This window comes from Streptomyces sp. NPDC097619 (genome assembly GCF_040302735.1).
Classification (GTDB): domain Bacteria; phylum Actinomycetota; class Actinomycetes; order Streptomycetales; family Streptomycetaceae; genus Streptomyces.
In genome coordinates this window covers 1-18,905 of the sequence record NZ_JBEOSD010000028.1, presented here as the reverse complement: position 1 = coordinate 18,905, position 18,905 = coordinate 1, and the positions used below count along the sequence as shown (strand labels likewise).

At 72.4% G+C, this 18,905-nt stretch carries 23 protein-coding genes and 1 pseudogene; 16 read left to right on the top strand and 8 right to left on the bottom strand.

The window, feature by feature from the left end; translation table 11 throughout:
• Window positions 1-232 precede the first annotated feature (232 nt).
• Window positions 233-373: a hypothetical protein gene (locus ABTZ17_RS10870; RefSeq protein ID WP_352195228.1), complete on the top strand. Its 141-nt coding sequence runs from the start codon at window positions 233-235 to the stop codon at window positions 371-373.
• 51 nt (window positions 374-424) lie between these two features.
• On the opposite strand, the gene ABTZ17_RS10865 is transcribed toward ABTZ17_RS10870, so the two are convergent.
• Entirely contained in the window at window positions 425-994 is a 570-nt protein-coding gene (locus tag ABTZ17_RS10865; RefSeq protein ID WP_352195227.1) for an amidohydrolase family protein, read from the bottom strand.
• 334 nt (window positions 995-1,328) lie between these two features.
• On the opposite strand from ABTZ17_RS10865, the gene ABTZ17_RS10860 reads away from it, so the two are divergent.
• From ABTZ17_RS10860 to ABTZ17_RS10825, 8 genes and pseudogenes are all read left to right on the top strand, one after another.
• Complete coding sequence (locus tag ABTZ17_RS10860) at window positions 1,329-1,532, top strand: hypothetical protein (RefSeq protein ID WP_352195226.1); 204 nt, start codon at window positions 1,329-1,331, stop codon at window positions 1,530-1,532.
• An 18-nt stretch (window positions 1,533-1,550) separates the two neighbouring features.
• Entirely contained in the window at window positions 1,551-1,808 is a 258-nt protein-coding gene (locus tag ABTZ17_RS10855; protein WP_352195225.1) for a lasso peptide biosynthesis PqqD family chaperone, read from the top strand.
• 50 nt (window positions 1,809-1,858) lie between these two features.
• A complete protein-coding gene (locus ABTZ17_RS10850; protein ID WP_352195224.1) occupies window positions 1,859-2,233 on the top strand; it encodes a lasso peptide biosynthesis B2 protein in 375 nt (124 codons plus the stop codon).
• Window positions 2,223-2,447: a hypothetical protein gene (locus ABTZ17_RS10845; protein WP_352195223.1), complete on the top strand. Its 225-nt coding sequence runs from the start codon at window positions 2,223-2,225 to the stop codon at window positions 2,445-2,447. Before ABTZ17_RS10850 ends, ABTZ17_RS10845 begins: the two co-directional genes overlap by 11 nt.
• 155 nt (window positions 2,448-2,602) lie before the next feature.
• Window positions 2,603-3,094, top strand: a pseudogene (locus ABTZ17_RS10840) (ABC transporter transmembrane domain-containing protein); the annotation flags it as partial.
• A 3-nt stretch (window positions 3,095-3,097) separates the two neighbouring features.
• Entirely contained in the window at window positions 3,098-3,769 is a 672-nt protein-coding gene (locus ABTZ17_RS10835) for an ATP-binding cassette domain-containing protein (protein ID WP_352195257.1), read from the top strand.
• A complete protein-coding gene (locus ABTZ17_RS10830) occupies window positions 3,769-3,996 on the top strand; it encodes a hypothetical protein (RefSeq protein WP_352195222.1) in 228 nt (75 codons plus the stop codon). The genes ABTZ17_RS10835 and ABTZ17_RS10830 overlap by 1 nt, the downstream gene beginning before the upstream one ends.
• Complete coding sequence (locus ABTZ17_RS10825; RefSeq protein ID WP_352195221.1) at window positions 3,993-4,328, top strand: hypothetical protein; 336 nt, start codon at window positions 3,993-3,995, stop codon at window positions 4,326-4,328. The genes ABTZ17_RS10830 and ABTZ17_RS10825 overlap by 4 nt, the downstream gene beginning before the upstream one ends.
• Before the next feature lie 45 nt (window positions 4,329-4,373).
• Here the strand turns inward: ABTZ17_RS10825 and ABTZ17_RS10820 are convergent, their stop codons facing one another.
• The 4 genes from ABTZ17_RS10820 to ABTZ17_RS10805 form a co-directional block, all read right to left on the bottom strand.
• Complete coding sequence (locus ABTZ17_RS10820) at window positions 4,374-4,892, bottom strand: proline dehydrogenase (RefSeq protein ID WP_352195220.1); 519 nt, start codon at window positions 4,890-4,892, stop codon at window positions 4,374-4,376.
• Between the two features lie 179 nt (window positions 4,893-5,071).
• Complete coding sequence (locus ABTZ17_RS10815) at window positions 5,072-6,649, bottom strand: glutamine synthetase family protein (protein WP_352195219.1); 1,578 nt, start codon at window positions 6,647-6,649, stop codon at window positions 5,072-5,074.
• The gene (locus ABTZ17_RS10810; RefSeq protein WP_352195256.1) at window positions 6,649-8,181 is read right to left on the bottom strand and encodes an amino acid permease; all 1,533 of its coding nucleotides are present in this window, start codon (window positions 8,179-8,181) and stop codon (window positions 6,649-6,651) included. Before ABTZ17_RS10810 ends, ABTZ17_RS10815 begins: the two co-directional genes overlap by 1 nt.
• 243 nt (window positions 8,182-8,424) lie before the next feature.
• Complete coding sequence (locus tag ABTZ17_RS10805) at window positions 8,425-9,444, bottom strand: hypothetical protein (protein ID WP_352195218.1); 1,020 nt, start codon at window positions 9,442-9,444, stop codon at window positions 8,425-8,427.
• Window positions 9,445-10,054: 610 nt separating this feature from the next.
• On the opposite strand from ABTZ17_RS10805, the gene ABTZ17_RS10800 reads away from it, so the two are divergent.
• From ABTZ17_RS10800 to ABTZ17_RS10790, 3 genes are all read left to right on the top strand, one after another.
• Complete coding sequence (locus ABTZ17_RS10800) at window positions 10,055-11,212, top strand: helix-turn-helix domain-containing protein (RefSeq protein ID WP_352195217.1); 1,158 nt, start codon at window positions 10,055-10,057, stop codon at window positions 11,210-11,212.
• 111 nt (window positions 11,213-11,323) lie between these two features.
• Window positions 11,324-11,707: a PadR family transcriptional regulator gene (locus ABTZ17_RS10795; protein WP_352195216.1), complete on the top strand. Its 384-nt coding sequence runs from the start codon at window positions 11,324-11,326 to the stop codon at window positions 11,705-11,707.
• Window positions 11,704-12,624 (top strand): hypothetical protein, encoded by a 921-nt coding sequence (locus tag ABTZ17_RS10790; RefSeq protein WP_352195215.1) that lies wholly within the window; start codon window positions 11,704-11,706, stop codon window positions 12,622-12,624. Before ABTZ17_RS10795 ends, ABTZ17_RS10790 begins: the two co-directional genes overlap by 4 nt.
• 166 nt (window positions 12,625-12,790) lie before the next feature.
• On the opposite strand, the gene ABTZ17_RS10785 is transcribed toward ABTZ17_RS10790, so the two are convergent.
• The 3 genes from ABTZ17_RS10785 to ABTZ17_RS10775 all read right to left on the bottom strand — a co-directional run bounded on the left by ABTZ17_RS10785 (window position 12,791) and on the right by ABTZ17_RS10775 (window position 15,679).
• Window positions 12,791-13,567 carry a class I SAM-dependent methyltransferase gene (locus ABTZ17_RS10785; RefSeq protein WP_352195255.1) on the bottom strand — a complete coding sequence of 259 codons (777 nt, stop codon included), beginning with the start codon at window positions 13,565-13,567 and terminating at the stop codon, window positions 12,791-12,793.
• 776 nt (window positions 13,568-14,343) lie between these two features.
• Entirely contained in the window at window positions 14,344-14,796 is a 453-nt protein-coding gene (locus ABTZ17_RS10780; protein WP_352195214.1) for a GNAT family N-acetyltransferase, read from the bottom strand.
• A gap of 202 nt (window positions 14,797-14,998) precedes the next feature.
• The gene (locus ABTZ17_RS10775) at window positions 14,999-15,679 is read right to left on the bottom strand and encodes a TetR/AcrR family transcriptional regulator (RefSeq protein ID WP_352195213.1); all 681 of its coding nucleotides are present in this window, start codon (window positions 15,677-15,679) and stop codon (window positions 14,999-15,001) included.
• 139 nt (window positions 15,680-15,818) lie between these two features.
• Here ABTZ17_RS10775 and ABTZ17_RS10770 point away from each other — a divergent pair, with 139 nt between their 5' ends.
• The 4 genes from ABTZ17_RS10770 to ABTZ17_RS10755 all read left to right on the top strand — a co-directional run bounded on the left by ABTZ17_RS10770 (window position 15,819) and on the right by ABTZ17_RS10755 (window position 18,759).
• Window positions 15,819-16,214, top strand: a complete 396-nt coding sequence (locus ABTZ17_RS10770; protein ID WP_352195212.1) for a cell division protein SepF — start codon at window positions 15,819-15,821, stop codon at window positions 16,212-16,214.
• A 56-nt stretch (window positions 16,215-16,270) separates the two neighbouring features.
• Window positions 16,271-17,434, top strand: a complete 1,164-nt coding sequence (locus tag ABTZ17_RS10765) for an AAA family ATPase (protein WP_352195211.1) — start codon at window positions 16,271-16,273, stop codon at window positions 17,432-17,434.
• A gap of 281 nt (window positions 17,435-17,715) precedes the next feature.
• Window positions 17,716-18,069, top strand: coding sequence for a nucleotide pyrophosphohydrolase (locus ABTZ17_RS10760; protein WP_352195254.1), 354 nt, complete (start codon window positions 17,716-17,718; stop codon window positions 18,067-18,069).
• A 180-nt stretch (window positions 18,070-18,249) separates the two neighbouring features.
• Window positions 18,250-18,759 (top strand): DUF6099 family protein, encoded by a 510-nt coding sequence (locus tag ABTZ17_RS10755; protein ID WP_352195210.1) that lies wholly within the window; start codon window positions 18,250-18,252, stop codon window positions 18,757-18,759.
• Window positions 18,760-18,905: the final 146 nt, after the last annotated feature.

The following is an 18,905-nucleotide window of genomic DNA, read 5'->3' as shown; positions in this document are numbered from 1 at the left end:
CAGCGAACCCGTCATTTTCCGAAACCTGCTGGTCATTGGCGTGAAACAGCCAGCTCCGGCTAGACGGCCTTACTGGGCGGAGCCGGCCGCGGCGCCGCGCTGCCCCGGACCCAGGTGTCTACTGTTCACGACTTCGCGGGCCGCTCGTGTGCGAACGCGGCTTTCCCACGCGGCCAACGCATACAAGGAGACCGCTGCCGCACGAGACAGCTCGGCGGCCGCTGACGCTCGTATGACGCACGACGCCCCAGAAGGGGGGGCGGTGTGGGCGCTGAACTGCCAGTTCGTTGGCCGCCTGCATTTCCACGCCTTCTCGATGACGCGCCACGTGGAGTGCGTGGCGATCCTGGAACCGATCCGCGACGAGGCCTGACCTGCCGTTTCTCCGGGTGGGCGTCTTGAGTCGCGCTTCGGGGGCATGCGCTTACCGGTCCCGGGCATCGGGCGGGTCCGAGAGCGCAGTCCCGGGGCCGAACGGCCGGCCTTCGGCCAGGACCAGGCGGACCGAGCGCAGGGCGCTCAGGCCGCTCAGGGGGTCGCCCTCGACGACGACGAGGTCGACGCCGTTCGCCGCGTTGCGGCGGACGGCGCTGCGGATCGCGGCTTCGCCTGCGACCTCTCCGCCGAGGAACCAGCAGTGCCCGCCGGGCGCGGTCAGCGGCGTTCCGGCGGCGAGGACGCGCGGGCGGGGCTTCCGGCCGGACGTGATCTCGTCCCTCAGCCGGACCGCCGGCCCTCCCCGGTAGCCGAGGTCACGAACGGTCGTCCCCCCTGTGGAGAGGAGCTGCTCCGCGCGCATCGCCCTTCCCGCGGAGAGCTCGGCGTCGGAAGCGGTGTGCAGGGTCTCCGCGGGATCCGACCCGGCGTCGAGCGCGAGGTGGACGTGTGCGTCGAAGAGGCCGGGCAGCAGCGTCCCGTTGGGAAAGCTGAGGCGGGAAACCGTGGGTTCGACGCGTGCGTCGACCTCTGTGCGTGGTCCGGCGTCTACGATCACGCCCTGCCGACCGTGGACGGCTCCGTCGAAGACGACCTCCCACCGGGGCCGGCGACCATCCGCCCCGCCGAGATCACGGCGTGCATCATGCGCCTCCCTGGTGAGCCCGCAGCCGGTCCGAGAGGGCGACAAGCTGTCTGACGTCGTCGTCGAGGTCGTTTCCTCGGGGCAGGGCCACGGCAATGGCTCGTCCGGGTACGGGGGTTCCCGCCGTGTACGCGGCCGGCACCTCGCGAACGTGTACCGCTGCTCGGCCCGGTGGGAGCGATGCCGAGAGTTCCATGGGAGCCTCCATGTCTGCCGGATAGGGGCTGACCCCAAAGGGGTAGGAAGCATGGACCTGGCCCTGGGCCTGCGCACCCACGCGCCGCACCTCGACCGACTCTGGTCCGACTCACGGCTTGCGGAACTCGGCCTGGTCGACGGGCAGTGCCTGTCAGACCTGTGCGCGCGCCCGGCCTCCGCCGAACTGGACGACGGCGCACTGCTCACCACCGTGGCCTGCGAGCTGTGGCTCCGCAGCCTGGAACACGAATAGCAGAGACAGGAGATTCTCATGGGTTTCAAGCTGTACGACCACATCTCGATGGTGCCCACCGAATACGGATCGGTCCTGCTCGACGAGCGCACCGGCGCCTACTTCCAGCTGAACCCCACGGGCACGGACGTGGTGACCGGTCTGATCGAGCAGCACGTCGCGGCGCACCTCGCGAGGAAGCTCGTGGCCGAGTACGACATCGCCGAAGAGCAGGCCGCCTCCGATGTCGCAGCGCTCATCGCCCAACTCCGTGATGCGGAGCTGGTCCAGCCGTGAGCGCCGAAATGACCGTGCCCGACCGGGAGCCGGGCAGCTTACGGCGGCGGGTGAAGGTGAGGACCGCCGTCCTGGCCGCGCTGCTCCTGGCGCGCATGCCCCCGCATCGGATCCGCTCCGTCATGCGGCTGGCGGCGGGCGGCTCCCGACAGGCCGAGTACGAGACGGCGGACGCCCACTACCGTGCCGTAGCCGCCGCCGGCCCCCGCTGTGCCGGGTGGCGGGGATGTCTGCCCCGGTCGATCGCGGTGGCGCTCCTGTGCCGGGCCGAGGGCAGGTGGCCGGACTGGAACGTGGGTGTCCGCCGGACGCCGCCCTTCGCGGCACATGCCTGGCTCGAAGCGGAGGGAAGGGTCGTCGCCGAGCCGGGGACGCCGACGGCATACGGCGTGCTCATCCACGTGGGGGCCGCGGATGTCTCCTAGTCGGGACGCGCCCGCGCCCGTGGGCCTCGCGGCACTCCTCCGTCTGCTCCGGCCGCACCGGGGGCTCGTCGTCGGCGCGGTGGCTCTGGTCATCGCCGCCGCCGTGCTCGGTCTCGTGCAGCCGGTGCTCGCCGGCCGGATCATCGACCGCGTCCGCACGTCCGAGCCCATCGCCGGCCTGGTGCTGACGCTCACCCTGCTCTTCGTGGCGTAGACACTGATCGACACGGCCGGCCGCTACCTCCTCGAACGCACCGGCGAGAGCGTCGTGCGCAGGCTGCGGCAGCTGCTCGTTCGGCGGCTCCTTCGCGTGCAGTTGCCCGTACTCCACACCCATCGCAGCCGAGATCTGATCTCCGCACCACCGGTGACACTTCGGCACTCCGGGACAGCGTCACCCGTGGTCTGGTGGAGATCACGGTGGGAGCACTCACCGTCGCGGGCGCGACCACGCTCATAGTCGCCATCGACCCCGTCCTGTTCCTGGTCGTGATGGGCGTCTTCGCCGTCGCTGCGCTGGGGGTGACCGTCGGACTGAACCGCATTCGGGAAGCGGCGGAGCAGTCTCGGGCCGCAGTGGGTGTGCTGACCGCGGATCTCGAAAGAAGCCTGTCCGCGATCCTGACCATCCGCATCCACCAGGCGGAGAAGCCGGAGACGGACCGGCTCCTGGCTTCAGCCGACGCGGCGTTCGACGCGGGCGTCAGAGGCCCGCGCCTGGCGGCGACCGCCCAGCCCGCGATCCAGCTCGCCGCGTCCGGCTCCTTCCTCCTCGTACTCGTGGTCGGTGGCATGCGCGTCGCCTCCGGTGAACTGGAACTCGGCGACTTGGTCGCCGTCCTGCTGTACGCCACCTACCTGGTGATGCCCCTCGGCAACCTGCTGGAAGGCCTCACCACGCTCAAGCGGGCCCTGGGAGCCCTCCAACGCGTGCAGGAGGCGCTGGATCTGCCCACCGAGCCCGACGAGGGCACGCCCGGCGCGATCGTCGTAGCCGTCCCGGGCGCACCAGCGCTCGCCTTCGCTGACGTCCGCTTCTCCTATGAGGGCAGACCCGCGCTGAACGGAGCCGGTTTCGAGCTTGCTCGCGGGTCGAGGACGGCGTTGGTCGGCACCTCCGGATCAGGCAAGTCGACGATCCTCTCGCTGATCTGCCGGCTCTATGAGCCGACCAGCGGCACCATCAGCTATCTCGGCCACGATGCAGCCGACTTGACCCGCGTCCGATGCCGTCAACTCGTGTCGCTCGTCGAGCAGAATGCCCCGGTGCTCCACGGAACGATCCGGGAGAACCTGTGCATGGGTCGTCCCTCGGATGCGGCCGAAATGGACCGGGTGCTCCGCCAGGTCAACCTTCACGACTGGGTCGAGACCCTGCCCGACGGCGTGGACACCCAGGTGGGCGAGCACGGGTCGCAGCTGCCCGGCGGCGAGCGCCAACGCCTGGCGATTGCGCGGGCTCTGCTGCCCCGGCCCGCTCTCCTGCTTCTCGACGAGCCGACCTCCAGCCTCGATGCGGAGAAGAGAAGACGGTGATGGACGGACTGCGCCGGCTCCACGGGGACTGCGTCACAGTGCTGATCGTCGCTCACCGCCTCTCGACCGTGCGCGATGCCGACCGCATCCTCGTCGTCGACGAGGGCGAGGTGGTCGCAACGGGCAGCCACGACGAACTGGTGCACACCAGCGAGCACTACCGGCTCTTGCTGGACACCCGGATCACGGACGACGAACACACGGACCTCTCGGGAGTGCAGAAGTGACCGCCGACCTCGAATTCGCCGAGGCGGTGAGCGGACTCGCCCCCATCGCGCTCCGCGCTGCCGCCACTCTGCGGATGGCCGACCACATCGCCGCAGGCCACGACACCGTCCTCGCGCCGGCCGAGCGAACGGGCACTGACCCGGACCTGCTCGGTCGCGTGCTCCGGTTCCCGGCCGGCGCGGACATGTACACACTCGTCAACGTCGTCCACAACTGGAACGACGAACAGACCGCCGCCCAGCTCTGCGAGCTCGCGGGCGAGGCCGGCATGGCGTACCGATCGACGATCGAGACCCCGCCGGGACTGCGGCTGCTCGTCTTCAGCAAGTGACGTTCCCAGCAAGTGACGTTCCTGAAGCCCCGAGGTCCGGGCGGGTCAGTCCGTGTGGCCCAGGGCGGTGCGGGCCGTCAGGCGGAAGTCCTTGATCGTCTGGTACAGGGCGCGTTCCCGCTCGGCGGCCAGGGCGAGGTCTCCGGCCCTGGACGTGGTGTCCCCCGCTCGGGCGTGCTCCGCGAGTCGCCGCATCACCTCCGAGAGGGCGGCGGAGGCGTGGGTGATGCGGGCCGCGGCCTCGGCGACCGATGCCGGGCCTTCGAGGATCACGACCTCGCCGGCCCGGTGGACCTCCCGGGCCAAGGTGACGAAGCGGACGGTCTTCGCCTCGACGTCGGGCAGGTCGGGTACGGGCGGACGCAGCGCGTTCAGGACGGCGTCCATGGCGATGTCGCGGTCGTGCAGCGCGCTGAGGTACCCGGCGTAGGAGTCCCGCCGGTGTTGACGGGTCCACTGGGCGTGCTGGGACCGGTCCTGCGCACGGCCGTTGACGAGCGTGGCGGCCAGGGTGGCGAGGGAGCCGATGGCGGCGCCCAGCAGCGCGGCGAGTCCTGAGTCCATGGGGCCCAGTCTGCCTTCCGTGCTCTGCGTCGCCCGCTCCGCGTCGTTCGTTCGGGATCCCTTCCTGTCCGAGTTCCCCGGTTAGGTGGGCGGACGGGAGCGCCGTCGAGTGGGGTGTGGGCAGGCCCCGGCCGAGGGGGAGTCGGTCTCGGCCGGGACCTGGTCTCGGGGAGGCGCGGTCAGGCGCGGGTGAACCAGCGGGCCTGCTCCGCGTCGGTGACCGTGCGGCGTTGGTGGTCGAGTTCGAGCTGTGCGAGCTGCGTGTAGTGATCGACCACCGCCTTGCCGAAGGCCGCATCGGCCACCGTGCTGTGCCGGAACGCGGAGCGGGCCTGGTCGAGGGTGAGAGGCAGCAGGGGTGCGTCGGTGGCCTGGTAGGCGTTGGAGGTGCACGGCGGCGGGGCTTCGAGCTGCTTCTCGATGCCGTGCGTGATCGCTGCGACCGCCGCGGCGAGCGCGAGGTACGGGTTCGCGTCCGCGCCCGGGACCCGGACTTCCAGGTGCAGACCCGGACCGTGACCGACGACGCGCACCGCACAGGTCCGGTTGTCCCAGCCCCAGGTCATCCGGGTGGGGGCGAACGAGTCGGGCGCGAACCGTTTGTACGAGTTGGTGTTCGGCGCGTACAGCGGTGCCAGTCCGGGCAGTGCGGCCAGGAGCCCCGCGACGGCGTGCTCGCCCGTCACCGAGAGACGGCCGTCCGGATGGTTGAGGACGGGCCTGCCGCCGCGCGTCAGGGAGATGTGCAGGTGAAGGCCGCTGACCAGGCCGGTCCGGGGGGAGGCCATGAACGTGGCCGTCATGCCGGACCGGCCCGCCAGGGTGCGCGCCGCGTGTTTGAACACGAGGTGGTTGTCGCAGGCGGCCATCGCGGGGCCGTACGGGAAGGTGACCTCGACCTGTCCCGGCGCCCCCTCCGTCTTGACCGCCTCCACGGGCAGGCCCGCCTCGCCCAGCGAGCCCTGGAGGCGGCGGAAGTACCGGTCGGCCTCCGGCGCGTGGTCGAGGGCGTAGTCCAGGTTCTCCTCGGTCACGGGCACGAGTCCCTCGTGATCGACCCGGGCACCCGGGGTGTGGATGCCCCGGTAGAGCACGAACTCGGTCTCCAGCCCCGCCCGTGCGTGCAGTCCGTGGGCGGCCAGGCGGGTCAACTGGTGGCGGAGCACCTGCCGGGGAGCGACCTCCACGGGATCCTCGCCCGGGGCGACCGCGTCGCCCAGGATCAGCGCGGTGCGCGGCAGCCACGGCAGGCTCCGCAAGGTCGAGGCGTCCGGTACGACGGTCATGTCCTCGTATCCGCTCGCCCACGAGGTCAGGGCGAAGCCGTCGGAGGGCGTCATCTCGGCGTCGGTGGCCAGGATGTACGCGCACATCTCGGCGCCCCCGTCGAGGACGCGGTCGAGGAAGTGCCGTGCCCCGTACCGCTTGCCCTTCAGGCGGCCCTGGAGGTCCGGTACGGCGAGGAGGACGGTGTCGATGCGGCCGGCGTCGACGGCCACGCGGAGTTCGTCGACGTACGACGCGCGGGCCGAGCGGTGGTGGACGCTCGACAGGACGGCCGAGGCCGAGGCGTCGGGCGAGGGTGAGGGCGGGGCATCGGGCAGGTCCGAGGCGGACGACGGATCCGGGGCGGACGTCGTCGTGGCGGGTGCGGGTGCGGGTGCGGGCGTGGTGGCGGGCGCGGGCGCGGGTTCGCTTCGGCCCGTGTCATCCGGGCCGTGCGCCGGTTCGGCGGAGGCGGGGTGTCGGTCGGTCATCACACGACCTCGTCCTGGATCTTGGCCATGTCCGAGCCGGCGTCCGCGGAAGCGGTCGGCACCGTGTAGTTCCTCCCGGACTTCCGCCACCACAACGCGGCCAGCACGAGCACCACCACCAGGGCGACGGGCGCGTAGTTGAACGTGGTCACCGACACGAACCCGGATTCCGGGCGGCTCTGGGGCAGGCAGAACAGCACGGTCACGAACGTCACCCATACCACGGCGATCACGCCGACGGGTACGCCCCAGCGACCCAGGTTCCATGGGCCGGGCTGGAACCGGTGGCGGTTGCGGATCCGCAGGTAGATGGGGATGGCGTACGCGGGGGTGATCCCGATGACGTTGATCGCCGTGACGGCAGCGTACGCGGTCGGGCTGTACAGCGAGGGAAGCGCCAGGACGGCGGCGACGGCGACCGACAGCCACACGGCGCGCGTCGGGGTGCCCGTACGGGCGTCGACGTGGCGCCACAGCCGCGATCCGGGCAGGGCGCCGTCACGGGAGAACGCGAACACCATGCGGCTGGCGGCGGCGGTTTCGGCGTTCCCGCAGAACAACTGTGCGACGATCACCATGAGCAGCAGGGCCTTCGCGCCCGCGACCCCGAGGGCGTCCAGAAAGATCTGGGCCGGCGGCACCCCGGTGGCCGTGTCCTGGGTGGCGGCGTAGTCCTGGATCGCGAACGTCAGTCCGGCGAGCAGCACGAACCCGGCCAGCCAGGACCAGCCGATCGCCCGCACGATCCCGCGGGAGGCGGAGACCCTGGCGTTGGTGGTCTCCTCCGACAGGTGGGCGGAGGCGTCGTACCCGCTGAAGGTGTACTGCGCGAGCAGCAGCCCGATCAGCACCACGTACAGCGAGCTGGACCAGCCGGTGTGGTTGACGAACTCCCCGAACACGAAGGACGGCGACTGGTGGTGTGAGGGCACCAGAGCCAGTGCCCCCACGATCACGGCGACCCCGCCCAGGTGCCACCACACGCTGATGGAGTTCAGGATGCTCACCAAGCGGACGCCGAACAGGTTGAGGGTGGCGTGCAGGGCGAGGATGCAGAAGTAGATCACCATGATCTTGCCCGGTGTGGGGACGAACCCGAACTGCAGGTTCAGGAACGCACCGGTGAACAGCGCGGCGCCGTAGTCGATGCCCGCGATCGCGCCGAGCAACCCGAGCAGGTTCAACCAGCCGGTGTACCAGCCCCACTTGCGGCCGCCGAGTTGCTCCGCCTGGTAGTAGAGGGCTCCCGAGGTGGGGTACGCGGAGGTGACCTCGGCGAGGCCGGCGCCGACGAGCATCACCATGGCCCCGACCGCGATCCAGCCCCACATCATCACGGCCGGGCCGCCGGTGCCGAGACCGAACCCGTACAGCGTCATGCAACCGCTCAGTACGGAGATCACGGAGAAGCTGATGGCGAAGTTGCCGAACGGACCCATGCGGCGGGTCAGCACCGGCTCGTAGCCCAGCTCCCGCAGGAACGCGTCATCGGCCGAGTCGCCGGTGCCGCGGTGAGGTGGGCGTATGCGCATCACGGAACATCCTTCATGAAGGTGGGATCGGGGTGGAGCGGACATCTGCAGGAGCGGGCAGGGTGGGGAGGGGCATGGTGGAAGGGCGGGCAGGGGCGCGGTGGGGAGGGGTGCGGCCGGGTGGCGCGCGGCGGGGAGGGGCACGGCCGGTGGGGCGCAGTTGGGTGGGGGTGCGGCCGGGCGGGGGACCACATGAGCCCGCGACGGGAGCGGGGCCGGGGCGACCGCCGACGGGCCGGGCGGTCAGTACCGGGGTGCCCCCCGGTGGCCGTGGGAGCGGGCGAAGGCGGACGACTCCCTACGGGCACGCAGCAGGAGTGCCTCGCCGCCGTCCGCACGCCGGGGGTCCTCGTGGACGGAGGCCCACGGCTCGCGGGTGGCGAAGGCGCCCACCGCCGTGAACACCTCGGCGGCCTCCACGAACCGGTGCCCCGCCCACAGGGCGTACGCGAGGTGGTGCAGGTCCGCCACGGAACGGGGCGCCGGATCCGGGTGGGCGAACCAGTGGTGGAACGCGTCGAGGGTGTAGCGGATCGTCGGCTCCTCCGCCCACTGGTGTCGCCACAGCGGATCGCCGCGCTCTGGGAGCGCTTGCTGCCGCCCCTGTTCGACCAGCGCGTACAACGGCAGGAGCAGCAGTGGGGAGCCGGCCGGTGCCCAGGAGGCGACCCACCGGCCGAAGTCGAACACCGCGGCGAGCGAAGCCGCCGGCGGCACCTCCCGCGCCAGGATGAACTGGAGCACGCGGTGGAACGCCTCCCGGTTGTAGGGATCGCGCTGGCCGACACCGTGCAGCAGTCCCCACGGCCCGCTCGGCAACATCGGCTCCCCGGAGTGCTCCCGGTGCTCCCGGCGCGTCTGCCGCCCGTCGAGCCGGGCGAGGGCGAGCAGGCACACCCAGGGCACCGGGTCCCGCGGTTGCCGGCGTGCCGCCAGCAGGGCCGCGTTGCGGGCCGCCCCCTCCAGTGCCGCCGTGCTCGCGTGCCGCTGCTGATGGGCGCGCAGCGCCCGCTCCACCCCCACGCGGGCCCGCATCACGTGCGCGTCGTGGTTGTCCGGCTCCTCCGCCAGCCACACCCCGACCACATCGGAAGGGGCCGCGGTGACCGCCAGGACCTGCGTGCGCGAAGTCCGCAACGCCCAGTGTTCGCCCGTTACGGACAGCAAATCGCGGGTCGGCTGCCAACGGCCCGCCTGTAATTCGACGAGTGCGAAACCGAGCGCCTCGTCGGTTCCGGCCGGGTGGTACACCGGGCGGGTCACCGCACCCCACCGTCGGCTCGTTCGTGGCCCCCTGTGGAGGTGCGGCGGGGTCGGCGGCCTCGGCCCTCCGTCGCACCGTCGAGGAACGGCGTGGATCTCTCGGTCATCGATGGAATCCTTGGAAGAGGGGGACGGTGCGGCCGGCCCGGACGAGCCGGCTCCGACCGGGACGTGAGCCCGCCGAGCCCACCCGCAAGTCGGGCCACCGGCTGGGCGCGCACGGGCGTGTGCGACGGAAGCACCAGGTGGAGTCGGGGGAACGGCCTCACGAGCCCGCACCCGGCGCCGCCTCGGCCCTTCCCTGTCGACGGGAGGGCGAGCGCCGCGAAGGGTGCGTTGGTGAAACGTTCCGTCATCAAGGAAGTGCCTCCTTCTCCGTTCTCCTGAAGTGCCTCGCCCACGGTCGTCCGAGTGCCCGAAAGCCCGCATGGTGATTCCCTTTGCCGTCCGGGTCGCAATCCGGTGAAACAAGACAAAGGGGTGGGTTGGTGACGGAGGTGCCGTGGAGTTCAACCGCTTTTCGAATGAGGCTGATTGAGGCACAAGGGTGACCGGGAATCCCCCGGTGCGCACATTGCACAAGTGATATCACTGAGGTGATCTCAGTCGTGTGCGGGCTGCACCGTTGCCCGGCGCGTTTCGCTCAAGGGGGCATCAAGTGGTTCGGCGGACAGTGCGAGACTGCGAACGGTGCGGCTGCCGACTGAGCCGGTACAACCCGGACGGGAGTTGTTCCGCCTGCACGCGATCCGGCGCCCCCGAGGAGGCTTCCTTACCCGGAGTACCGGAGAGGGTATGGCAACACGCCGACGTCCGACACGCCCTCGCGGAACTCGATTTCGGCCTGGCCAGCCGTCTCATCAGGGAGCGGGGGTCCCTGCGTCAGGAGGACGTCGCCAGGCTGACCGGCCTCAGTCAGGCGTTCCTGTCGATGCTGGAGTCGGGTCGTCGGCGGCTCACCAACATCGACAAGATCATCGAATTTCTTGAAGGAGTCGGCGCGCCGGCCGGGCTCGTCCGGATACCGCTGCGTCGTCCGTCGGTGGCTTCGCCGCCACGGTCCGTCGAACCGCCCGCCGCCGCACTCGCCCCGCACCGTGCGTGGAATTCCGGCCTTCGGGTGCCGCTGCCTGCGCTTGCGCCTGCGCCCGTGCCTGTGTCGGCACCGGCACGGGAAGCGGTGGGCGCGGGCGATGCGGCGGAGCGCCGGGAGTTCCTCGTGGCGAGCGACAGCGCCGGTTTGCGGGAGGCCGCCGACCGGTTGCGCGTCACGGCCGCCGGCGCTGCCGGTGACGCCCGCGCGGAGTCGCGGGACACCCGCCCCGATCCTTTCGAGTACCTGCTGCGAGCGGGGTCGTCCACTGCCGACGAGAGGGCTCCGGAGGGCGCACCGGAACCCGCGTCGGCGGCTGTTCCTGCGGCTGTTCCGGCGGTCCTGCGGGCGGCGCCCGGGTGCGCCGAACCGGCGAGGTGCGCCGACCGCGCGCCCCTCCTTCCCGTCGGGAGGCAGCGGTCGCCCGTCGCCCCGGGAGACCCGCGCCGACGGGACGGGCCGGTCCGGCGCCTCCTCGCCGCCCCGGCGTGGTCCGAGCGGCCCGGTGCCGCAGGCGTCGGGGCCGGTGGGAGCGGCTGTGGCGCAGTGGAAGGCGAAGGGGAGGCGGCTGCGGCGGGGGAGCGAGGAGCTGCGCGGGTGGATGGGGAGGGGCTTCCGGTGGGTGTCCTCGCCGTCCGGGAGGACCCCGTCGGCGCCCTCGCGCCGCTCGCCTGAGGTGCGGTGCGCGCCGGGGCCGGGAGCTCCGTGCCGTGGTCGTGGCAGTGGCCGGCCGTTCCTGCCTGAGCGGGCACCGGCATATGTCGGTGGGTGACCTAGCATGGAGGGATGAGTGAGCGCGCGATGCAGGAGCCGACGCTGTTGTTGTTGACGGCGCTGGCGGACGAGCCCCGGCACGGGTACGCGATCGCCCGTGAGGTCGAGAAGATCTCCGGGGGACGGGTCAAGATGCGCACCGGCACCCTGTACGGGGCGCTGGAGCGGCTCCTCGGACAGGGACTGATCGAGGTCCACGAGGAAGAGATCGTGGACAGCCGGCTGCGCCGGACCTACACGCTGACCTCCGCCGGACGGGCGGGGCTGGCGGCCGAGGCCGAGCGGATCGCCGCGACCGCGCGCGAGGCCGCGAGGCGTCTCGGGGTGGCCGGGGTGCCGGGCGTATCGGGGGCGCAGGGTGTGTCCCGGGTGGTCGGCGGAGCGGCTTCCGCATGAGCATGCCGTTGCTGCGCCTGTACCCGCCACGGTTCCGGCGGGAGTTCGGTGCGGAGATAGCCGAGTTCTATTACGAGAGCACCCGGGAAGCGAGCCGCAAGGAGCGCTTCCGAGAGGCGTACGACATCGCCGCGCACGCCCTGCGGATGCGGCTGGGGCTCGGTTCGGCACAGCGGGGCGGTCGGGCCTTCGCGGCCGCCGCGCCGTTCGCGCTCGCCGCCACGGCCTCCTTCGCCGGGTTCAACCTGCTGTCCCTGGTCGCCGACTGGCGGCTGAGCGGCAACCCGGACTTCCTGGTGCCGCTCAGTTACGCGACCGGCGTCTGTCACCTGGTCGCGCTGCTCGGCGCGGTCCTGGCGCTCGGCGGCCGGTTCGCCGGGGCCCGATGGGCGGCGGCCGGGGTGCTCGGCTACGGGCTGACCCTCGTCCTGCCGAGCCTGCCGCAGGTGGTGGAGGATCCGGGACCGCACCTGGGGTTCCTGCTGCCGCAACTGCTGGTCGCGTCGATGCCCCTGGCCTGCCCGCCCGATCTGCGGCCCGTGGCCCGGGTCCGCAGCGGCACCGGGGAGGTCGCCCTGCTGCTGTGGGCGCCGCTCCTCATGGTGCTGCTGGCGCTGGTCGACGTGACGGGGATGGGTCTCATCGGGTACTGGCGGTACGGGATGCCCGTGCTGGCCGCGCTGGTCCTGGCGGGCCGGCCCGCGCTGCGGGGGATCCGCACCGCCGGGCAGTTCGTCCTCGCCGTACTGCCCTTCGTGGTCACCGGGTACTTCGCGAGCGTGGTGGACCAGGACGAGGTGCTGCCCGTGCTCGCGCTGGTCGGGGCGGGTGCCGTCGTGCTGGCCCTGTGGCGGGGCCGCGGTGCAGACGCGGGGACCGGTGACGGCACGGACGGGGACCGGGCCGCGTCCGCCTGAACCCGGCGGCCTCGTCCCCGTCCGCGTTCGTGCAGGTGCCGGGGTCCGAGTGGCGCGGGCGGGTGCCGCAGAGTGTTGACGGACCCGCAGGGCCGGGCCGTCCCCGTGGGGGAACGGCCCGGCCCTCGCCCCGGGGGGTGGGGCGGTCTCGGTGTCGCGGCCGGGCTCAGCCCGCCGTGACCCTGATCTTGGACTGGCCGTGGCCCAGCTCCTCCCAGTCCTCCATGAACACCGCGGTCAGCCCGTGCCGCGCCGCCAGCGCGATCAGCGTTTCCGTGCGGTAGTAGAAGTCCTCCCGCAGCACCTGGTGTTCGGCACCGGTGGTGCGGTCGAAGGTGAAGTCGAAGTGACCGCCGGGCGCCAGGATGCGGCCCACGTGGGCCAGGCACTCGTCGATGACCTCGACGGGCGAGTGTGAGAACACGCTGTGGGCGTGGACCACGTCGAAGTGGCCGTCCGGCAGGAAGTCCAGCGTGAGGTTCTTCGTCAGCGTCAGGTGCGGGACCTTCGCCTGGAGACCGTACGAGGCGAGCGTCTCCTTGGCCGAGATCAGGATCTCCGGCGAGATGTCGATGCCGTAGTAGTGGCCCGGGTTGAGGTAGTCGATGAACAGGCGGCCCGCGCGGAGGTTGCCGCAGCCGATGTCCAGCATCCGCTTGCCCGGCTCCAGGCCGTGCCGCAGCAGGTAGTCGAACTGCATCTCGCCGAGGGCGAGCCAGCGGTCGTGGCTCTGGCTGCCGACCGCCGCCTCGGGGTTGCGGCGGGTGTCCGAGGCCATCACGGCACGGTAGTAGCTGACGTGGTCGGGGTGCTTGAAGGCCAGCCAGCGGTCGCGGGCGGCCCGCTTCAGATAGGGCGCGATGCGCTCCGGCCTGCTCGCGGCGTGCCGGAGCTTGTGGGTGAGGGTCTCGCGGTTGGCGGTGAGGTTCTTCTTGCTGGCCACGTCCTGCTCCGTCTCTGGCGTCATGCGCCGGTGCCCCGGCACGCGGTCGTGCCTGACCGTGCCCGGCGCGCGCCGGGCTCATGTCGCCACTATATGCCGTTCACCGGCATATATAAATCGCGGGAGGGTCGGAGGGGTGGTGTGTGTGGGCGGTCACGGCCGGAGCGCCGCCTGCAGGCACTGCCGGACGTCGGTGGCTGTGGCTGTGGCTGTGGCTGTGGTCGTGGCCTGGCCTGGCCTGGCCGGGAGCGGGGCGGATGGGGTGAGGAGTCGCAGCGGTGACGGGCCCTGTAAGGGGTGCCGGGGCGGGAACGGCGGCCAGGGCGCGGGGGACGCCGGTCGGGGAGGGCGCGTGGCGGGAGCGCGGATCGTGGGGAGAGCGAGCGTTGAGAGTGGGCGAGCGGCGCGCGTGGGGCCGGCGAAGCCCGGGGCGCGGGCATCCAGAGCGGCGGCGGCCGCCGGGTAGCGGGCGGGAGCCGCAGGGCCGCAGGGCGAGAGGGTGGCGGGGCGCGTCCAGGGAGGGATCGGCCCGCGTTCCGTCCGTACCGTCATGGGGCCGCCGGCCCGGGACGCTCTGGGCGCCCAGGGAGGGCCCGGCTTCGCAACCGAATCCCCTGTGGGCGAAGGCGCGTACGCCACCGATCGGTGCGCGGCCGACGGCAGGTGGGCGGCCCCTCGCCGCCCGGGACCGCCACCCTGCGTGGCCGAGGGCCGTGCGGGCCGGCGCATGCGCCCACCGGCCCGCTCCTGCTGCCGCTCCCGCGCCCCGCTCCGTGTCAGAGCTGCCGCTTGAACCCGACGTGCGAACCGGTGAAGCCGAGCCGCTCGTAGAAGCGGTGGGCGTCGGTACGGGTCGCGTCCGAGGTCAGCTGTACGAGCTGCGCCCCGCGGCGCTCGGACTCCTCCACCGCCCATTCGACGAGTCGGGCGCCGAGCCCCTGGCCGCGTTCGGAGGCGTGTACGCGGACGCCTTCGATCAGGGTGCGGGTGGCGCCCTTGCGGGACAGCCCAGGGATCACCGTGAGCTGGAGGGTGCCGACGACCTCGCCCTCGCGGTCCGCCACCGCGATGAGCTGGTTCGGATCCTGCCGCAGGAGTTCGAAGGCGGCCAGGTAGGGGGTGAGGTCGTCGGGGGACTCGCGGGTCGCGCCGAGCGGGTCGTCGGCCAGCATGGCCACGATGGCGGGCAGGTCGGCCTCCGTGGCCGGGCGGATCTCGATCTTGGTCATGGCGCGGATGCTAACGGCGCGCCCCGGCCGACGACCAGGGCCGCCCGCCCCGCACGCGGGCCCCACCGGCGTCCGGAGTCCTCAGAAGTCCTCAGAAGTCCTCAGAAGTTCTCGGAGGTCCTACGGATCCCTCCTGATTCTTCCGGAGGCATCCGTAGGGTTCCGCTCCCGGCCCACCGTCGGCACGGCGGACGCGCCGGGCTCAATGCCCGCTCTGCCCGCCGTGCCCGCTCCGCCCGCCGTGCTCGTCATGTTCGCCGTGCCCGAACACCCGGTCCGCCAGCAGCGTCAGCCCGCGGACGATGCGCTGCTGGTCCAGGCCGAGCCGGTGCCGTTGGTACTGGTACACCTCGGGGGCGAGCGGGCTCAGCAGCAGGTCCACCGAGGCGTCCGGGTCCTCGCAGCCCGCGTCCAGCAACAGGGACCGGACGTGCGCCCGCCAGAAACGGTAGGCCCCGCTCCGGAACCGTCCCGCGCCCCCCTCGGCCCCCAGCGCGAGCGGCAGGTGCCGCTCCAGCAGCTCCGCGCTCGCCGCGTAGAAGGCGGCCAACCGCTCCCGCGGCGGAGCCCCCGGCCCCAACGGAGGCGGCCCGTACGTCAGCTTCTCCTGAAGGGTGCGCTCGTGCTCCTCCAACAGGGTCACCGCGACGGAGGAGGGGTCGGGGAACCTCCGGTACAGGGTGGCCCGCCCCACCCCGGCGGCCCGCGCTATCTGGTCCATCGTCACCGCGCGCGGATCCTGTTCGGCGAAGAGCTGCTCGGCGGCGGCGAGGATCTGAGCCCGGTTGCGGACGGCGTCGGCGCGGCGGTGGACCCGTCCCGCGGCCCGTCCCCCGACCCCCGAGGGGCCGCCGGGCAGGCGTGATTCCTCGCCGTCATCCATGGCCAAGACTTTACGCGTCGCGGGTGCGCCGGGTCCGACGGCCCCGAACCGAACCTGACGCCGTGTCGGTGTTGGGCTGAACGGGTGAAACGCGAGAAGATGCGTGGATGCACAAGAAGAGTGGGGCCGAGGTGAGCCGGTGAGCAGGTACGACGTCACCGACGAACAGTGGGAGGGGCTGGCCCAAGTGGTGCCCCTGCGCAGCCGCAACGAATGGCCGTCGAGAGTCGACCACCGCACCATCGCCGGATCCGCCGACGAGTTCGCGGCGCGACAGCGTCGCTTCGTCGTCCTCCGGGTGCAGGTCTTCGCCGACGCCCGCGAAGTGGCCGAATACCTGGTCGCGCAGATCCCCGTCCTCCTGGACCTGACGGGCGCGGACACCGAAGTGGCCAAGCGGATCCTGGACTTCAGCAGCGGCGTCGTGTTCGGACTCGGCAGCGGCATGCACCGCGTCGACCGCAACGTCTTCCTGCTCGCACCCGCGGGGACCGAAGTCGAGGGCATCGCCGCGGCCGTCGTCCCCCGATCGTAGGAAGACCGGCAGGACAAAACGGTTCATCGGGGCGGGGGGTGCGTAGCGTCCCGCGCATGACCACCCCCCGCCCCGTCGGCCCGCCCGCGCGCCCGGCGCACCACCGGCCCGCCGTCACCGAACTGCGCCTGTCCTCCTACAAGTCCCACCGCGGCGCCGTCTTCCCGCTGGCCCCCGTCACCTTCTTCGCCGGACCCAGCGGCAGCGGCAAGTCCAACGCCCTCGACGCCTACGCCTCCCTGGCCCGACTCGCCTCCGGAGCCGAGCTCTCCGAGGTCTTCCCCGACCCCGCCGCCTGTGTCCCCGAACGCGCCGCCCCCGACTCCCAGGGAAGGCGCGGCTTCCGCATCGGATGCACCGTCGACGGCCCCGCCGGACCGGTCCGTCTCGACCTCGCCGTCCAGGCCGAACCCGAGCTCCGCATCGTCGGGGAACGACTCACCACCGAGGACCAGACCCTCCTCAGCACCGCCTTACGCGACCCCGGCCGCCGCTCCGTCCAGGCCGCCTGGTTCACCGGCGGCAACGTCGGCGTCACCCGCGCCCCCCTGCCCGACGACCGGCTCGGCACCGCCCTCCTCCCGCTGCGGGTCGCGGGCAGCACCGCCGGACAACGCCACGTGCTCGCCGCCGCCGAGCAACTCGTCGTCGCACTCAGGGCGGTGTTTCCCTGCGATCCGCAACCACGCTCCATGCGCGACCCCGTACCGGCCGGGACCGGCCGCCTCACCGGCGGCTGCGAGAACCTCGCCGAGATCCTCGGACGCACCCGCAACGAGTGCGTCACCCGTCACGCCGCCCTGATCGAAGCCGCCCGCACCGGCTGCGCCGGCCCCGTCACCGACCTCAGCACCCAGGACCTGCCCGACGGCCGCATCAGGGCGGTGCTCGGCCGCGGCGGTGACTCCACCACCCCCTTGGGTCGCCTCGCGGAAGGCGAACTGCGCTTCCTCGCACTCGCCCTGGTCCTGCTCACCGGTCCCGGGGTGCTCGCCGTGGACCCGGCCGCCGAGCTCCTGCCCGCCCAGCAGGCCCTGACCGTCCTCGCGGACGGCCTCGACCGCGGCCTCGACGACCGACAGACCGCCGAACTGCTCCGCCTCGCCCTGCTGTGCTGCGCCCGCGGCCACGTCCGGCTCGCGGGGACCATGGGCGCCGGGGCGGCCGCCGGAAAGGCCCGTGAGGTGGACGGGGTGTCGGTGGTAGACCTGACCGTGTGAACGCAGCAGAGGCAGCAGGGGCGGAAAGCACCGCAGGAGCTACGGACGGGGCCGGTTCGGTGGACGGGACCGCGGTGACGGACATGGCCCGGGCGGCGGACGTGACCGGGACGGCGGACGTGGCCCGGGCGGCGGCGTCGGCGAGCGGGCCGGACGCGGCCCGGGCGGCGGGTTCGGCGAGCGGGTCGGGACGGGTGGCGGACGGAGCCGATCCGGATCCGGATCCGCGCGCGGACGGGGGCGGAAGCGCCGTTGTCGGTGCGGGGGCCGGCCCGGAGCCGGTGCCGGCTTCCGCGCCGACCCTCGCCGAACTCCAGCTCCGGCTCGTCGAGTTCGCGGCGGCCCGGGGCTGGGGGCCGTACCACACGCCGAAGAACCTGGCCGTGGCCCTCAGCGTGGAGGCCGCCGAACTCGTCGAGATCTTCCAATGGCTCACCCCCGAGCAGTCCGAGAGGATCATGGAGGACCCGGAATCCGCCCACCGCGTGGCCGACGAGGCGGCGGACGTCCTCGCCTACCTGCTCCAGTTCTGCCAGGTCCTCGGCGTGGACCCGCTCCGAGCCCTCGCCGCCAAGATCGAACGCAACGAGACCCGCTTTCCCGTCCCCGCCGAAGGGCCGGCACCCCCCGAGTAAGGCCGGAATCAAGACCACCGTCACTCTTCGGAGTGACGAACTCGTCCACAACCGCGATTGTGTCCACAGATTTCCGAATACCCCTGGCTTTACAGCCCCATTGCCCTCACTCTGGGTAGTGGTCCAGTGACGGCGTCCCGCCGGACTGGGCGCGTCACGCAGCAGGACGGGGGACGGCTCATGGAAGCGGTACGGCTCATCGCGGCCGGCCGCCATGCTCTGGCACAGAGCCGGGCGGCATTGGACATCGTGGTCGAGGCATGGCAGGCACAGGCACTCGCCCAGGCGATCGGAGGCTGGCTGGCGGTCACCGGACCGCCGGAGCTCAGAGGAGAGGCGAGAGGACTCGGCGAAGCGGGCGGCCGGGGATGCGGGGTCCTGGACCGGCCGGCCCTCGTCGGGGCGGACCACCGGGGCGGGGACGCCGTGCCCAGAGCGGCGCAGCTCACCGCTGTCTCCGACATACGCCAGGCCCTGCTGGGACTGGGCGCCCTGCTCGGCGAGGTCGGGATATCCCTGGTCGGGGTGGCCTGCGCCACCGACGAGGAGGGTCTGTACTGGCAGTGCATCGAAGCCATCGACGCCGCCGACGAGTCCAGCGACCGGGTCCGCGGCATCCTGCGCAGGCTCACGGTCCGGGAGCAGGGAGGGGCCTCAGGCGCGGCCCGGGACTCCACCGCGGCGACGTGACCCGGCCTGTGCCGGGCCGCGACGGCACCGACCGGCACGGCCGGGCCCGCCCGTCCCCACGGAGTCCAGGGCGGGGGCGTCCGGCCAGGGCTCGGTCGACTCGGCCCGCCCGCCGGGCTGGAGCACGACCTCCGGCGCGCGGACCT

What these genes read in the sequence shown, in the direction of transcription:
- ABTZ17_RS10870 (WP_352195228.1), top strand. Translation starts at nt 233, where the DNA reads ATGACGCACGACGCCCCAGAAGGGGGGGCGGTGTGGGCGCTGAACTGC.
- ABTZ17_RS10860 (WP_352195226.1), top strand. Translation starts at nt 1,329, where the DNA reads ATGGACCTGGCCCTGGGCCTGCGCACCCACGCGCCGCACCTCGACCGA.
- ABTZ17_RS10855 (WP_352195225.1), top strand. Translation starts at nt 1,551, where the DNA reads ATGGGTTTCAAGCTGTACGACCACATCTCGATGGTGCCCACCGAATAC.
- ABTZ17_RS10845 (WP_352195223.1), top strand. Translation starts at nt 2,223, where the DNA reads ATGTCTCCTAGTCGGGACGCGCCCGCGCCCGTGGGCCTCGCGGCACTC.
- ABTZ17_RS10835 (WP_352195257.1), top strand. Translation starts at nt 3,098, where the DNA reads ATGCCCCTCGGCAACCTGCTGGAAGGCCTCACCACGCTCAAGCGGGCC.
- ABTZ17_RS10830 (WP_352195222.1), top strand. Translation starts at nt 3,769, where the DNA reads ATGGACGGACTGCGCCGGCTCCACGGGGACTGCGTCACAGTGCTGATC.
- ABTZ17_RS10820 (WP_352195220.1), bottom strand. Translation starts at nt 4,892, where the DNA reads ATGGACTCAGGACTCGCCGCGCTGCTGGGCGCCGCCATCGGCTCCCTC.
- ABTZ17_RS10815 (WP_352195219.1), bottom strand. Translation starts at nt 6,649, where the DNA reads ATGACCGACCGACACCCCGCCTCCGCCGAACCGGCGCACGGCCCGGAT.
- ABTZ17_RS10810 (WP_352195256.1), bottom strand. Translation starts at nt 8,181, where the DNA reads ATGCGCATACGCCCACCTCACCGCGGCACCGGCGACTCGGCCGATGAC.
- ABTZ17_RS10795 (WP_352195216.1), top strand. Translation starts at nt 11,324, where the DNA reads ATGAGTGAGCGCGCGATGCAGGAGCCGACGCTGTTGTTGTTGACGGCG.
- ABTZ17_RS10790 (WP_352195215.1), top strand. Translation starts at nt 11,704, where the DNA reads ATGAGCATGCCGTTGCTGCGCCTGTACCCGCCACGGTTCCGGCGGGAG.
- ABTZ17_RS10780 (WP_352195214.1), bottom strand. Translation starts at nt 14,796, where the DNA reads ATGACCAAGATCGAGATCCGCCCGGCCACGGAGGCCGACCTGCCCGCC.
- ABTZ17_RS10775 (WP_352195213.1), bottom strand. Translation starts at nt 15,679, where the DNA reads ATGGATGACGGCGAGGAATCACGCCTGCCCGGCGGCCCCTCGGGGGTC.
- ABTZ17_RS10765 (WP_352195211.1), top strand. Translation starts at nt 16,271, where the DNA reads ATGACCACCCCCCGCCCCGTCGGCCCGCCCGCGCGCCCGGCGCACCAC.
- ABTZ17_RS10755 (WP_352195210.1), top strand. Translation starts at nt 18,250, where the DNA reads ATGGAAGCGGTACGGCTCATCGCGGCCGGCCGCCATGCTCTGGCACAG.